Consider the following 15372-nt stretch of genomic DNA (forward strand, 5'->3'; position numbering starts at 1 on the left):
CCGAGCTTATAAGAATCGTAACACCGAGAAACCTGAACCATCTTTAGCTTAGCATCTAGTGGCAAGCTTGCTAGAAAATAATATCCCTTTCTCTTAGGGAACTTAAGGTTAGCGCCTTCGGTGCAATCTTCCTTGGCGTAAAGAACACAGTCTTGATTTGTAAAAGGAAAGGAGCAGAACTCTCCCTTATATCTTGGCATCTGCGGCTCCCCTAAGTATTTGTGGGAATTATTCCAGTAGTCCTTCTTAGCTGCTAACCAGTTACTAAAATCCGTAACAGCTTGCTTAATAACCGCTTGCGCACTTTGCATGGGAAGTCCTGCAAAGAAGTCTGGATTCTCGGTTACTCGCATTAACTTCTCAAGGAAGGTATAAGTAAGTACAGACTTAGGCTTTTGCAGATGGGGATAACGACTTAAGACTTGCCTGATTTCTTCTGCTACAAACTCTTCATTTTCTGAAAGAACTTCTTTCCTTCTGCCGGTGAAGTTTTGTCGTATACGAAACAAAGACGCATTGTAAAGACTCTTAGCAAGAAATCCTAAGTCTTCAAGGTAAGTATATAGTTCTGGTTCTTTCCTCTTAGATATTAATATTTGCTTTGATTTATACATATGGTTGAACCTCTTGATACCCCTTTGTTTCTATAATATAATTATACTACTAATAAAAGCGGACGTAAAGAAGAAAAAGAACAGATGTTCGAGAAAGGTGGTCAACCTTATTATGCGTATCGGCACTCGTGTTTTCTTCTTCAATATCATTTTTTTCTGTTTACAATATCTTAGAACTAAACGGAGAGGCAGACCATCTACATCTACTTTTTGAAGCGACTCCAGGGATGGCTTAGGCGGAATTGTAAATGTGCTAAAGACCAAGACAGCAGGATTTGCCCAGCGAGATTATCCTACGGAAGTAGGGAGGTTTTACTGGAAACCATACTTTGGGTCGCGTAGCTATTTTGTTGCTACTGTTAGCGAGCAAAGCCTCTCTCTAGTACAAGAATATATTAAAAATCAGTAGCATTCACCCGCGCCCATGCAAGTTTTATGGACGCGGTACTCTGCTTTACTTTATAGAAAGAAGTTCGTGTCTTAACTGATACGGGCTTCTTTTTTTAATGAGAATTATTTTCAAAAAAAGATTGACAAGTAAGCCTTAACTAACTATAATTTAGTTGCTAATGATAATCATTTGCATTAAAAGAATAGGTGGTGAGTGATGATGCCGTTAACCATGTTAAAAAGTGGCGAATCAGGAAAGATTTTAAAAATCGGCGGACAGGAAGAGGTAAAGAATTTTCTCGGTAAACTGGGATTTGTGGTTGGTGAAGAAGTCAGCGTAGTCTCTTCCCAAAGTGGAAATATTATCGTTCAGGTGAAGGATTCCCGAGTGGCCGTTAGCAAAGTGATTGCCAATAAAATCATGATTTAGATAAAAGGAGATAGAGGAGAATGGATACATTAAAAGATGTAAGGCCCGGTCAAAGCGTATCGGTGGTTAAGCTTAGAGGCGAAGGCGCTCTCAAGCGGCGGATTATGGACATGGGAATTACGAAAGGGACGGCTGTCTATGTGAGAAAGGTTGCGCCCTTAGGGGATCCGGTAGAGATAACTGTTAGAGGATATGAGCTGTCCCTTCGTAAAGAAGATGCAGGGATGATTGAAGTCGAGTAGATGGAGGACAAGAATAGATGGGTATAACAATTGCTTTGGCCGGTAATCCTAATAGCGGCAAGACAACACTTTTCAATAGCCTTACGGGATCGAACCAGTTCGTGGGTAACTGGCCTGGGGTAACCGTGGAAAAGAAAGAGGGGAAATTAAAGGGCAATAAGGAAGTGACGATTACGGATTTGCCAGGTATCTACTCCTTGTCGCCTTATACATTAGAGGAAGTGGTGGCGAGAAATTACTTGCTTAATGAAAAGCCAGATGCCATTCTAAATATCATTGACGGTACGAATTTGGAACGTAACCTGTACTTGAGCACTCAGTTATTAGAGTTAGGAATCCCCACGGTTATGGCGGTAAATATGATGGATGTGGTGGAAAAGACAGGGGATAAAATCGCTATCCAAAAACTTAGTGATAAAATCGGTTGTCCGGTATACGAAATATCAGCGCTTAAAAATAAGGGCGTGATGGAAGCAGCCAAGGCAGCTATTAAAGCCTCGACTAGCAAGAAGCAAGAGGTGGTTCCTTACTTTTCACCGGAAGTAGAAGCTGCAATTGCGAGTATATCTCAGCTCCTTGGTGAGCAGGTGCCTGTGTCGCAGAAGCGCTTTGTCGCCATTAAGCTTTTTGAAAGAGACGACAAGATTTCCCAGGTCCTTAATTCGATTCCAGATGTGGAACAGATTATCGCAGGGGAGGAAAGACAGAAGGACGACGATGCGGAAAGCATTATTACCAGTGACCGTTATGAATATATTACAGAGATTACGAGTGAGATTCTTAGAAAAGGCAAGACAGAGAAACTGACCACGTCTGATAAAATCGACCGAGTGGTAACCAATCGCTGGCTCGCTCTACCGATTTTCGCGGTAGTGATGTGGCTTGTATATTATATCTCGGTGTCCACAGTGGGCAGTTGGCTGACAGACTGGGCCAATGACGGAGTGTTTGGTGAAGGGTGGAGTCTCTTTGGTATGGATATCCCGGGGATCCCTGTGCTAGTAGGAAATGCCTTATCAGCGCTTAACGTAGCGCCTTGGCTTGAAGGGCTGATCCTTGACGGTATCGTGGGCGGCGTTGGGGCGGTCTTAGGCTTTGTTCCTCAGATTCTCGTACTCTTTATTTTCCTAGCCTTTCTCGAGTCTTGTGGTTATATGGCCAGAGTGGCTTTCATTATGGACAGAATTTTCCGCAAATTCGGTTTGTCCGGGAAGTCTTTCATTCCCATGCTAATCGGTACCGGTTGTGGTATTCCGGGAATTATGGCCTCGAGAACGATTGAAAACGAACGAGATCGCCGCATGACGATTATGACCACCACGTTTATCCCTTGCGGGGCGAAGCTACCGATTATCGCCTTAATCGCCGGTGCCCTCTTTAACGGCGCTTCTTGGGTAGCGCCTAGTGCATACTTTGTAGGCATTGGTGCCATTATCATTTCAGGAATCATCTTGAAGAAAACGAAGATGTTTGCCGGTGACCCAGCTCCGTTTGTAATGGAATTGCCGGCCTATCACTGGCCGCGTATTAGCGACGTGCTTAGAAGCATGTGGGAGCGAGGCTGGTCGTTTATTAAAAAGGCGGGAACTATCATCCTCTTATCCACCATCTTTATCTGGTTCACCTCCAACTTTGGCTTTGTGAACGGGCACTTCGGTATGGTAGAAGATTTAAGCGACGGTCTTCTCGCCGCCATAGGACGCGGGATTGCCTGGATCTTTATTCCTCTTGGCTGGGGTGACTGGCAGGCGGCTGTGGCAGCGGTAACCGGCTTGGTGGCTAAAGAAAACGTTGTTGGTACCTTTGGGGTCCTCTTTAAGTACGCAGAGGTTAGTGAAGAGGGTCAGGAAATCTGGGCTACGTTAGCGACGAGCTTTACAGCGCTATCGGCTTACTCCTTCCTCGTCTTTAACTTACTTTGTGCTCCTTGCTTTGCCGCCATGGGCGCCATCAGACGGGAGATGAATAACGCCAAGTGGTTCTGGTTTGCGGTAGGATATCAAACCCTGTTCGCCTACGCCGTTTCCCTTTGTGTATTCCAGTTAGGATCTCTCTTTACCGGAGGCGGCTTTACTATTTGGAGCGCAGTTGCTATTCTAGTGGTAGCACTATTTATCTATCTGCTTTTCCGACCTTATAAGCAAGCGACGAAATACGAAATTCAGATACCGGGAATCAAGAAAAAAGCAATCTAGTTATATACAGTAGAAAGAAGGGATTTTATGGCAACAATTATTATCGCCATCGGTTTGATCGCCGTTGTTGCTCTGATTATTCGGAGCATGGTGAAAAGAAAAAAGAGCGGCAAAGGTAGCTGCGGATGTGACTGTGGTAGTTGTGCTATGGGGTGTCACGAGATACCTTCAAAGCCTAGTTCAAAAGAATAAATTCTTCGGCATCTTATTCGTTGACTTTAAAATTTTAGAGGCTTATACTATAGGGGTAAAATACATTGAAAGGTTGGGTAGTAACTATGGATCAAAACAAGTTAAAAAGAGTCCTTGCATCAATGGAGGACAACAAAGTGCCGCAGATGATTATCTCTGACCCCACGGCCATCTTCTATTTAACAGGACACTGGATTCACCCGGGGGAACGTTTACTTGCGCTTTATCTTAATGTAAACGGCAATCACAAAATGATGATTAACAAACTGTTTCCACAAGAAGGAGACATGGGCGTAGACGTCATCTATTATGATGATATCGAAGACGGTGTAGAAATTCTAAGCAAGTATGTGGATAAGGACAAGACAATGGGGATTGATAAGACTTGGCCTTCCAAATTCTTAATCAGATTGCAAGAGCTTGGCGGTGGTAGCAATTACGTGAATGGTTCACCGATTGTTGACTACATCCGTATGATTAAGGATGAAAAAGAGCAAGAGTTAATGCGCAAATCTAGCGCCCTTAACGACATTGCGATGGAGAAATTAATTCCTTGGGCAGCCAAAGGCTTAACCGAGAGAGAATTAAATGCTAAAACCAGAGAAATTTACAAAGAGTTAGGCTGTGAGGATGTATCTTTTGATCCAATCACCGCTTATGCAAAAGGAGCAGCGGATCCTCATCACGTTACCGATGATAGCAAAGGTAAGGTAGGCGATTGTGTGATTCTTGATATCGGAGCATTTAAAGACAATTACGCTTCCGATATGACAAGAACCGTCTTTATCGGTGAAGTGTCTGAGCGTCAAAGAGAAATCTACGATATCGTAGTGGAAGCCAATATGCGCGGAATCGCGGCGGCTAAGCCAGGTAACAGAATGAAGGATGTAGATTTGGCAGCGAGAAACTACATTGAAGAAAAAGGCTATGGTGAATACTTTACTCACCGTACTGGACACTCTATCGGTCTTGAAGATCACGAGTTTGGCGATGTGTCCTCAGTAAATGATGATATCATCCAAGTTGGACAGTGCTTCTCAGTTGAACCGGGAATCTACTTACCAGACGAAGGCCTTGGTGTACGTATCGAAGACCTTGTAATTATTACAGAAGACGGCTGTGAAGTGCTTAACCACTTTACGAAAGATTTAATCGTCGTACCTGTAGAATAAGGAAAGGGGACACGTTAGCGCAGACGTGAGAAGCGCATAACATGTCCCGCAACTAAAAGGGGACATGCTTTGCGTGCCCCCTTTTCTTTTTGCCTATTTTGTAATACAATAAAAGACAGGTTGAAAAGGGAGGAATAGGCAGTGAATAGAGAAGAAGCGTACACGATACTACACAAATATATGAAGGGTCAGAATTACCTTGACCATTCTTACGCCGTTGAGGTGATTATGAGAGGGCTGGCAAAGCGCCTCGACCCGGGAAACGAAGAGTACTGGGGTATTATCGGCCTCCTTCACGATTTGGATGAGGAGCAATGCGATTGGCAAAACGATATGAGTGTCCACGGCCCGACTTCGGTGGAGATTCTTAAAAAAGAAGGAATCGATGACCCGGTAATGTTCGAAGCGATCAAAGCTCATAATCCTAAAAACGGCAAGAAAGCGCGGACGACGATTGAATACGCCATTCTGGCAGCGGATCCGATGAGTGGCTTTGTAAAAGCGGTAGCTCAGATTTACCCGGATAAAAAGGTGGCTAGCGTGAAGCCGAAATCGGTCTTAAAGCGCTTTAACGAACTACGCTTTGCGGCTGGTGCGAATCGGGACTACATGGAGTGTATTGAATTTACCGGACTGCGTCTAGAAGATTTGATCGATGTTGCCTTAGACGAGATGACAGGAATTGCCGAGCAAATCGGTTTATAAGGAAGAAGAAAGAGACAGTACTCACGAATAATAAAGGAGTACTGTCTCTTTTTGGATACGTATTTAAAGCCACTGGCCTGTTCTTTTGGTAAAGATTTTCTTTAACAGCTGGGTGGATAAGCAATAAGCCACAAGCAGCAGAGCTAACCAAGGCGCGAAGCGCAGCGGTAGCGCGTGCATGTCGAGAGCGATAGCCATCGGCGAGAAGGCCACAGCCAGAGCTAAGATAGCCACAAGTAGCGTCGATATCAGCAGGGCTTTCGCTGGTCGACTCTCGATAAAGGGTAGCTTAGCGGTGCGAATCATGTGAATAACAAGGACCTGGGAGACGGTTCCAAAGACGAACCAACCACACTGAAAGAGAGGGGCAGTATCCTTGGTGGAGGCACCGATAATCCACCACATAATCGCAAAACACAGAATATCAAAAATAGAGCTTAAGGGGCCCATGTAAAGCATAAAGGACTTGATGGAGCCAGTTTCCCACTTACGAGGAGCCTTTAAATATTCAGGGTCCACATTGTCAAAAGGAATCCCCATTTGTGAGAAGTCGCACAAAAGGTTCTGGGCTAAAATCTGGACCGGTAGCATGGGGAGGAATGGTAAGAAAATGGAAGCAACGATGACTGAGATCATATTACCGAAGTTTCCACTGGCTGCCATTTTAATATATTTGACGATGTTGCCGAAGGTTCGCCGACCTTCTAAGACCCCGTGCTCCAGCACCATGAGATCTTTTTCTAGCAGGATAATATCGGCGGTTTCTTTGGCGATGTCCACCGCGCTATCAACGGAAATTCCCACATCCGCTTGGTGAAGGGGCGGGGCGTCGTTGATACCGTCCCCCATGTAACCAACGGTGTGACCAGCCCCTTGAAAGATTCTGACCACCCGTTCTTTTTGGGCGGGAGAGAGCTTGGCAAAGAGATCACAGCTTCTTGCGGCATGCTCTAGCCGGGCGTCGTTCATCCCTTCCACGTCAGCGCCAGTCAGCACTTTTTCACTATTGATACCGACTTTTTGACAGACCTTGATGGCAACCCCCTCACTGTCACCGGTGAGGACAACGGTACGTACCCCGTGTTCTTTCAGGGCGGCGATAGCCGTAGCGGCACTTTCCTTTGGCGGATCTAAGAAGCCCACAAAGCCAATGAGCACCATCTCGCTTTCATCAGCGACACTAAAGGAGTGCTCATCGGGGACCTCGTTCTTCTGGGCGATGCCAATCATCCGTAGCCCTTCCGCATTATGAGATTCATAGACCTCTTTAGCGATCGCACGATTCTGATCGTCAAAGGGTACCACCTTGCCACCGATTTCCGCAAAGGTGCAGATGCCTAAGATTTCCTCAACTGCGCCTTTGGTGATAAGCTGGCGCTTCCCTTCCTTGTCTTCTAGGACTACGCTCATTCGTCGTCTGGAAAAATCAAAAGGAATTTCATCAATGCGGTGATAGCTAGCTAGAACCTCATCCATTTGGTACGTAGTTGCCCGGTTGATAATCGCTACATCGATTAAGTTTTTAAGTCCTGTTTGAAAGTAGCTATTTAGGTAAGCGTGGCGTAGAATGCGCTTGTCGTCATTTCCCTGCACATCCATATACTTTTCGAGAACGATTTTATCTTCGGTTAGCGTACCGGTCTTATCCGTACAGAGGATATCCATTTCACCAAAGGTCTGGATGGCACCCAGGGTCTTAACGATTACCTTCTGTTTGGACATGGAGACCGCACCCTTAGCTAAGGTGGAGGTCATAATTACTGGCAGCATTTCGGGCATCAGCCCCACTGCAATACTGATGGCAAAGAGTAGGGCACCGCCCCAGTCTTTTTTCGTAAAGCCGTTAATCATAAAGACGATAGGTACCATAACGAACATCAGTCGTACTAGTAGCGAGCTAACGGAATCAACGCCTCGCTCGAAACTATTTTTGGCTCGGTCGCCACTTAGTGATTTGGCCATGGAGCCGATATAGGTGCTATTACCAGTGGAAAGAGCGATGCCAGAGGCGCTACCGCTGACGATATTGGAGCCCATAAAGCCAATATTGGTAAGATCGGTGAGGGCGTCGTCCTGGGTGTTTTGCAGTTGGCTGTATTTTTCCACCGGGTTAGATTCTCCAGTTAAAGCCGATTGGGCGACGAAGGTATCCTTAGTAGAGAGAAATCTTAGATCTGCCGGCAGCATATCACCAGCTGCTAAGTAGACGATGTCTCCGGGAACCACATCCTTCATCTCGATTTCAAGCTGTTTGCCGTCTCTTAGGACATCGGCTTTATTAGAAATTATCTCGGAAAGTTTGGCAGCAGCACTATTCGAACGTTCCCCTTGAATAAAGGAAACACCGCTAGAAACTCCGACTAAAAGAAGAATAATACTTACCGTTAGGTAGTCAGGACGCGTGGCATAAATAACATCGGTGAAAAAGGTGATAGCGGCGATAATCAGGAGCACCACGTTAAAGGGGTTAATAATCGCGCTATAAAGTCGGCGCAGGACGGTATCGTGCTTGCCAGTATTGATGGTGTTTTCGCCGAATTTATCTAAGCGAGCGTCTGCCTGCGTGCTCGTTAGCCCGTTTTCGCCGGATTCCAGTTGGGAAAAAAGATCAGGAAGGTTCATAAAAGCTAGGCTTCGAAGAGTCTGTTCCGTCTCGTTCTTTTTTTGTAGAGGCGCTGTGTATTTGGTCTTCATAGGCAAAAGTCCTTTCTGATTTATAATACGTATGCTATTAGTATAACATCAGCCCTAACCAGTAGCAAATTTACGGCGCCCATTTATCGGCCATTTAGCCACGAAAACGCTTGACTTTTGCCGGCGGTAGTAATAGAATATCTTTGTGTGCACGCAAAGCGGGCTTTCATTTTGTATGCCACAAATGTACATATTCAAAAGATATGAACAGCAACTTATTATTATCATAGGAGGTGAAAAAGAATGCCAACATTTAACCAGTTAGTGAAAAAGGGACGCCAGACATCTGTAAAGAAGTCTACCTCTCCAGCACTTCAAAAAGGTTACAACTCTCTTAAGAAAAGAGCAACTAACGAGTCTGCTCCTCAGAAGAGAGGTGTGTGTACAGCGGTTAAGACTGCTACACCGAAGAAACCGAACTCAGCCCTGAGAAAGATCGCCAGAGTACGTCTATCTAACGGTATCGAAGTAACAAGCTATATCCCAGGCGAAGGTCACAACCTTCAAGAGCATAGCGTTGTACTTATCCGTGGAGGAAGAGTAAAAGACCTTCCGGGTACAAGATACCACGTTGTTAGAGGAACTCTCGATACAGCAGGTGTTGCGGACAGAAAACAGTCTCGCTCTAAATACGGAGCTAAGAGACCTAAAGCTGCCAAATAGTAATGAAGTAATCACAAACAGAGCTATGATAGATAAGTTGCGAGTTAAATAGATACTTGCACGATACACATATCATTAGAGAGACACATGTGAGTACCGATGAATTAATCAGTGTAGAGACTACACGTAATATGTTTAAGGAGGGAAGAAACGTGCCACGTAAAGGACATACTCAAAAAAGAGAAGTACTAGCGGATCCGTTATACAATAACAAAGTGGTAACAAAGCTTATCAATAACATTATGTTAGATGGTAAGAAAGGTGTTGCCCAAAAGATTGTTTACGGAGCGTTTGAAAAAGTAGCAGAGAAGTCCGGTAAGCCGGCAATTGAAGTATTCGAAGAAGCCATGAATAACATCATGCCTTTACTCGAAGTAAAAGCCAGACGTATCGGTGGAGCTACTTATCAGGTACCAATCGAAGTACGCGTTGACAGAAGACAAGCGCTAGCACTTCGTTGGTTGACCATGTATTCTCGTCAAAGAGGCGAAAAGACCATGGAAGAAAGATTAGCAAACGAATTAATGGACGCATCGGCTAACACCGGAGCATCTGTGAAGAAAAAAGAAGACATGCATAAAATGGCGGAAGCGAATAAAGCATTTGCTCACTACCGTTTCTAATTTTAGGAGGAACAATGGCTGGAAGAGAATATCCATTAGAGAGAACCAGAAACATCGGTATTATGGCACATATTGATGCCGGTAAGACCACTCTGACAGAGCGTATCTTATACTATACAGGTGTTAACTATAAGATTGGGGATACTCATGAGGGTACAGCAACCATGGACTGGATGGAGCAAGAGCAAGAGCGTGGTATCACGATCACCTCAGCTGCTACTACCTGTCACTGGACCCTACAGGAAAATAACAAAGCAAAGCCGGGAGCAGAAGAAAACCGCATTAACATTATCGATACACCAGGTCACGTTGACTTTACTGTTGAAGTTGAGCGTTCACTACGTGTACTTGACGGTGCAGTCGGTGTCTTCGATGCCAAGGGCGGCGTTGAGCCTCAATCTGAAAACGTATGGCGTCAAGCTGATACGTACAATGTACCGAGAATGGCATTCATCAACAAGATGGATAAAATGGGTGCTGATTTCTTCGGTTCTACTGATCAAATCAGAGACCGTCTCGGAAAAAACACCATCATGCTTCAGATTCCTATCGGAAAAGAAGATGATTACAAAGGTCTTATTGACCTGATGGAAATGAAAGCGTACATCTACAACGATGATAAAGGTGAAGATATTGAAATTACTGATATCCCAGCTGACTTAAAAGATGATGCTGACCTATATCGCGCCGAATTAGTAGAAAAGATCTGTGATCTTGACGACGATTTGATGATGATGTACTTAGAAGGCGAAGAGCCTTCAATGGAAGAGCTGAAAGCAGCACTTAGAAAAGCAACTTGCGAATGCCGCGCCATTCCTGTAGCTTGTGGATCTGCTTACCGTAACAAAGGTGTACAGAAGCTCTTAGACGCAATCGTTGAATACATGCCATCACCAATTGACATCCCACCGATTACCGGTACAGATGAAGATGGTAATGAAGTAGTAAGACATTCATCAGATGATGAGCCGTTTTCTGCTTTGGCATTTAAGATTATGTCAGATCCCTTCGTTGGGAAATTAGCTTTCTTCCGGGTGTACTCAGGAACGATGAACTCCGGTTCTTACGTTTTAAATGCTACCAAAGGAAAGAAAGAGCGTGTTGGTCGTATCCTACAGATGCATGCCAACAAGCGTGAAGAGCTTGATAAAGTATATGCTGGTGATATTGCTGCCGCAATCGGTTTCAAGCTTACTACTACCGGTGATACCATCTGTGATGAAAAGAATCCAGTAATTCTTGAGTCAATGGAATTCCCGGAACCGGTTATCGAGCTTGCAATCGAGCCGAAAACCAAAGCATCACAAGGAAAGCTTGGCGAATCTTTAGCAAAACTTGCCGAAGAAGATCCGACTTTCAAAGCTCATACAGACCCAGAAACTGGACAGACTATCATTGCCGGTATGGGAGAGCTTCACTTGGAGATTATTGTTGACCGTCTTCTTCGCGAGTACAAGGTAGAAGCTAATGTTGGTGCCCCACAGGTTGCCTACAAAGAAGCCTTTACTAAGCCAGCTGACGTTGACAGTAAATACGCAAAACAATCAGGTGGACGTGGACAATACGGACACGCTAAAGTTAAATTCGAGCCAATGGACGTTAACGGTGAGGAAGTATACAAATTTGATTCAACCGTTGTTGGTGGATCAATTCCTAAGGAATACATCCCAGCTGTAGGTCAAGGTATCGAAGAAGCAATGCAATCAGGTATCTTGGGAGGATTCCCAGTGGTTGGTGTACATGCAACTGTATACGATGGTTCTTACCATGAAGTCGATTCATCAGAAATGGCTTTCCACATTGCCGGTTCTATGGCATTTAAGGAAGCGATGAAGAAATCTGATCCAGTACTTCTTGAGCCAATCATGAAGGTTGAAGTAACCATGCCTGAAGAGTACATGGGTGACATCATCGGTGATATCAACTCACGTCGTGGACGTGTAGAAGGTATGGATGATCTTGGCGGTGGTAAAATCGTCAGAGCTTTCGTTCCCCTTTCTGAGATGTTTGGCTACTCTACCGATCTTCGTTCAAGAACGCAAGGTCGTGGTAACTACTCAATGTTCTTTGAGAGTTATGAAGCAGTGCCAAAGTCAGTACAAGAAAAGGTACTTTCTGTTAAGAAAGATTAGGACACGAGAAGCAGGTCCCACAATTGCAAAAAAGGGTTGAAAAACGAATGATTATTTAATATAATCAAAGTTAGCCTAGTAAACGAATTACAAAACAAAGGCCCACAAAGAGGCATATAATAAGGAGGATATTCAAAATGGCAAAAGCTAAATTTGAGAGAAACAAACCGCACTGTAATATCGGTACCATCGGTCACGTCGATCATGGTAAAACCACTCTTACAGCAGCAATCACAAAGACTCTTTCTGAAAGAGTTGCAGGTAACGCAGCAGTTGATTTCGACAACATCGACAAGGCTCCAGAAGAAAGAGAACGTGGAATCACAATCTCTACATCTCACGTTGAGTATGAAACTGACAAACGTCACTACGCTCACGTAGACTGCCCAGGACATGCCGATTACGTTAAGAACATGATCACCGGTGCTGCACAAATGGATGGCGCTATCTTAGTTGTAGCTGCTACCGATGGTGTTATGGCACAAACTCGCGAGCATATCTTACTTTCTCGCCAGGTAGGTGTACCTTATATCGTTGTATTCATGAACAAATGTGACATGGTTGACGACGAAGAATTACTTGAATTAGTAGAAATGGAAATCAGAGAACTTCTTGACGAGTATGAGTTCCCAGGTTCTGATACTCCTATCGTTCAAGGTTCTGCTCTTAAGGCTCTTGAAGATCCTACAAGCGAATGGGGCGACAAGATCATGACTCTTATGGATGCAGTAGATAGCTACATTCCAGATCCAGTTCGTGAGACTGACAAACCTTTCCTTATGCCAGTAGAGGATGTATTCTCAATCACAGGTCGTGGTACAGTTGCTACCGGACGTGTTGAGCGTGGTACACTTCACGTAAACGATGAAATCGAAATCGCTGGTATCAAAGAAGAAACTAAGAAATCAGTTTGTACTGGAGTAGAAATGTTCCGTAAGCTTCTTGATGAAGCTCAAGCTGGTGATAACATCGGTGCTCTTCTTCGTGGTGTAGACCGTGACGAAATCGAACGTGGACAAGTTCTTGTTAAACCAGGAAGTGTTACTTGCCACAAGAAATTTACAGCTCAAGTATACATTCTTACAAAAGATGAAGGTGGACGTCACACTCCTTTCTTCAACAACTACCGTCCTCAGTTCTACTTCCGTACAACTGACGTAACTGGTGTTTGTAACTTACCAGACGGTGTAGAAATGTGTATGCCTGGTGACAACGTAGAAATGTCAGTAGAATTGATTCACCCAGTAGCAATGGAGCAAGGTCTTCGTTTCGCTATCCGTGAAGGTGGACGTACAGTAGGTTCAGGAAGAGTTGCAACTGTTCTTGACTAAGTCTAGAGCACTTAGTGAAAGCGTAGCTTGAAGTTAGTGCGAAGACTGTTCGAAGGAACTTGGCGAGGTATTATCGAGCCTAGTGAATCGAACTTCCTTAAAGAAATATCGAAACCCCAGGTACAAGCTTGCTTGTATCTGGGGTTTTTATAATTTGCGACTAGGGCGCAGCCCGCGACCGAAACGGCGAAAGCCGTGAGGTGTCGCGTAAGGCTTATTGCCAAAGCTGTCTACCATATGCTAAAGTAATCTGAGAAATGGAGGTTCGCTATGATTTTTAGACCAGCAACAGAAAAAGACAGCGAGGGTATCCGCGCTGTCTACAAACCATATATAAGCACACCGATAACCTTTGAGTATACGCTTCCTAGCGAGACAGAGTTTCGCCAGCGCATCGCCAAAATCTCAGCCTTTTATCCCTATATAGTCTGCGAGGATGAGGGGAAGATTGTGGGCTATGCCTATGCAGGGCGTTATCGTGAGCGCAAAGCCTACGACTGGAGCGTAGAGCTCTCCGTTTACTTAGATCCAGAATACACGGGACAAGGTCTTGGAAAGAAACTGTATCAGATGCTGATGGCGATACTTACACATCAAGGCGTAAAGACAGTGTATGGGGCGATTACCCTACCGAATAGTGCCAGTGAACGCCTTCATGAAAGTCTCGGCTTTCACAAGTTAGGCGTTTACCGTAACACAGGTTTTAAAGATGGTCAGTGGTATAGTGTCATCTGGTACGAAAAGGAATTAGCACCTTATGACAATCCCCCGAAGCCAGTAAAGAGCATTGCCGAAGTCGGCTACTTAGTTAACGATTGAATATCACGGAAGACGTATTTTAGGTCGCGAATCATAGCGTCAAAGATGCCGGATTTGAAGATACTTAAGGTAGCCATAACGAGCACAGGACCTAGGACAGCACCCCAGACACCGGAGATTTTCAGGCCGGCAAAGATACTGATTAGCGTTACTAATGGATGAAGTCCGGTTTGGGACCCGACGATTTTAGGCTCGACGATTTTGCGGATACCAAAGAAGACTAGGGCGATAATAATGAGAAAGACCCCTTTTCCGGTATTGCCAAGGATTAGCTCTAATATGCCCCAAGGAGTCAGTACAGCAATTGTACCGATTACCGGGAGAAGATCGATAAATCCCAGGAATAAGGAAATCAAAAGGGCATATTCTTGGCCGTAAAAGCTTAAGCAGACAAACATAAAGACGGTAGCAAAGAGCGCTAGCAGTAAAAGGGCCCTTACGTAGCCTTTGATGGCGCCAGCGAGGGCGTTTTTCACGACGATGACATTACCTAGAAATTCAGGGTTTAAGTGCTTTCTAAGAGCTGCTTTAAAGTTATCGAAGTCCGCTAACATAAAGTATAAAGCGACCACGAGGATGATAAAGTTAATCAAGAAGCTTCCCGCTCTTCCTGGCAAGAGAGCAGTAAAGGAAACGGCGTAATTAAGCACCGTGCCACTGGTGCTACTAATCCAGCGGAACAGATTGGTTTCAAGCTCTGTATAGACGTCTTTTAGCTGGGGTGGCAATTTCTCGAAGAGCCACTGGAAATTATCTTCTAAGAGGCTTAGTTGGCGCATGATTTCGCCTCGGTTGCTTAAAACATTGGTACTTAGGCTAATCACCTCAGAGATCACGTAGTAAGCCAGCAGACCGACCACTAAGAGAATGATTAACAGGAGGACGATATCCACGATGATCGCCACAAACTTTCTGGGAATATTAAGTTTGGCGGTCATTTTTTTGACTAAGGGGTTAAAGAGTAAGGCGATAAAAAAGGCGATAACAAAGGGCCAGAAGAATGCCATAAAAGAAGGCAGAAAGTAAATGGCCAGAGCGCCAAAGAGGGCGATTATCAGGAGACGAGCGATGACTCGTCGGTAAGTATCTTTTCGTTCTTGTTTATTTGGGTTCAAAATTGGTTTCTCCTTTAGATCAATGTTTTACTTATCTAAAGGATAGCATATACTA

The 15372-nt window shown here is 44.6% G+C and carries 14 protein-coding genes and 1 pseudogene; 12 read left to right on the plus strand and 3 right to left on the minus strand.

Translation table 11 applies throughout. The features are described from left to right. A pseudogene (locus tag NHH16_RS13660) lies at positions 1 to 614 on the minus strand (RNA-guided endonuclease InsQ/TnpB family protein); the annotation flags it as partial. A 250-nt stretch (positions 615 to 864) separates the two neighbouring features. On the opposite strand from NHH16_RS13660, the gene NHH16_RS13665 reads away from it, so the two are divergent. The 7 genes from NHH16_RS13665 to NHH16_RS13695 all read left to right on the plus strand — a co-directional run bounded on the left by NHH16_RS13665 (position 865) and on the right by NHH16_RS13695 (position 5940). Further along, on the plus strand, positions 865 to 1023 hold the full coding sequence (locus NHH16_RS13665) for a transposase (RefSeq protein ID WP_262070169.1): 159 nt from the start codon (positions 865 to 867) through the stop codon (positions 1021 to 1023). A 198-nt stretch (positions 1024 to 1221) separates the two neighbouring features. Next, the gene (locus NHH16_RS13670) at positions 1222 to 1434 is read left to right on the plus strand and encodes a FeoA family protein (RefSeq protein WP_262070170.1); all 213 of its coding nucleotides are present in this window, start codon (positions 1222 to 1224) and stop codon (positions 1432 to 1434) included. 20 nt (positions 1435 to 1454) lie between these two features. Next, complete coding sequence (locus NHH16_RS13675; RefSeq protein WP_262070171.1) at positions 1455 to 1676, plus strand: FeoA family protein; 222 nt, start codon at positions 1455 to 1457, stop codon at positions 1674 to 1676. A gap of 17 nt (positions 1677 to 1693) precedes the next feature. After that, a complete protein-coding gene (feoB, locus tag NHH16_RS13680) occupies positions 1694 to 3871 on the plus strand; it encodes a ferrous iron transport protein B (RefSeq protein WP_262070172.1) in 2178 nt (725 codons plus the stop codon). A gap of 27 nt (positions 3872 to 3898) precedes the next feature. Beyond that, positions 3899 to 4063 (plus strand): FeoB-associated Cys-rich membrane protein, encoded by a 165-nt coding sequence (locus NHH16_RS13685; protein ID WP_262070173.1) that lies wholly within the window; start codon positions 3899 to 3901, stop codon positions 4061 to 4063. 86 nt (positions 4064 to 4149) lie between these two features. After that, the gene (locus NHH16_RS13690; protein WP_262070174.1) at positions 4150 to 5235 is read left to right on the plus strand and encodes a M24 family metallopeptidase; all 1086 of its coding nucleotides are present in this window, start codon (positions 4150 to 4152) and stop codon (positions 5233 to 5235) included. A 141-nt stretch (positions 5236 to 5376) separates the two neighbouring features. Beyond that, the gene (locus NHH16_RS13695; RefSeq protein ID WP_262070175.1) at positions 5377 to 5940 is read left to right on the plus strand and encodes an HD domain-containing protein; all 564 of its coding nucleotides are present in this window, start codon (positions 5377 to 5379) and stop codon (positions 5938 to 5940) included. A gap of 63 nt (positions 5941 to 6003) precedes the next feature. Here NHH16_RS13695 and mgtA read toward each other — a convergent pair whose 3' ends face one another. Beyond that, entirely contained in the window at positions 6004 to 8634 is a 2631-nt protein-coding gene (gene mgtA / locus NHH16_RS13700) for a magnesium-translocating P-type ATPase (protein ID WP_262070176.1), read from the minus strand. Positions 8635 to 8877: 243 nt separating this feature from the next. On the opposite strand from mgtA, the gene rpsL reads away from it, so the two are divergent. From rpsL to NHH16_RS13725, 5 genes are all read left to right on the plus strand, one after another. Next, entirely contained in the window at positions 8878 to 9297 is a 420-nt protein-coding gene (gene rpsL, locus NHH16_RS13705) for a 30S ribosomal protein S12 (RefSeq protein WP_262070177.1), read from the plus strand. Positions 9298 to 9449: 152 nt separating this feature from the next. Further along, on the plus strand, positions 9450 to 9920 hold the full coding sequence (rpsG, locus tag NHH16_RS13710; protein ID WP_262070178.1) for a 30S ribosomal protein S7: 471 nt from the start codon (positions 9450 to 9452) through the stop codon (positions 9918 to 9920). A gap of 14 nt (positions 9921 to 9934) precedes the next feature. Then, positions 9935 to 12052 (plus strand): elongation factor G, encoded by a 2118-nt coding sequence (gene fusA / locus NHH16_RS13715; protein ID WP_262070179.1) that lies wholly within the window; start codon positions 9935 to 9937, stop codon positions 12050 to 12052. 137 nt (positions 12053 to 12189) lie between these two features. Further along, positions 12190 to 13383, plus strand: coding sequence for an elongation factor Tu (gene tuf / locus NHH16_RS13720; protein ID WP_262070180.1), 1194 nt, complete (start codon positions 12190 to 12192; stop codon positions 13381 to 13383). Between the two features lie 270 nt (positions 13384 to 13653). Continuing rightward, complete coding sequence (locus NHH16_RS13725) at positions 13654 to 14202, plus strand: GNAT family N-acetyltransferase (protein WP_262070181.1); 549 nt, start codon at positions 13654 to 13656, stop codon at positions 14200 to 14202. On the opposite strand, the gene ytvI is transcribed toward NHH16_RS13725, so the two are convergent. Beyond that, positions 14184 to 15317: a sporulation integral membrane protein YtvI gene (gene ytvI / locus NHH16_RS13730; RefSeq protein ID WP_262070182.1), complete on the minus strand. Its 1134-nt coding sequence runs from the start codon at positions 15315 to 15317 to the stop codon at positions 14184 to 14186. The genes NHH16_RS13725 and ytvI overlap by 19 nt on opposite strands. Between the last annotated feature and the right edge of the window lie 55 nt (positions 15318 to 15372).

It is taken from the genome of Ohessyouella blattaphilus (genome assembly GCF_024721265.1).
Classification (GTDB): domain Bacteria; phylum Bacillota; class Clostridia; order Lachnospirales; family Lachnospiraceae; genus Aequitasia; species Aequitasia blattaphilus_A.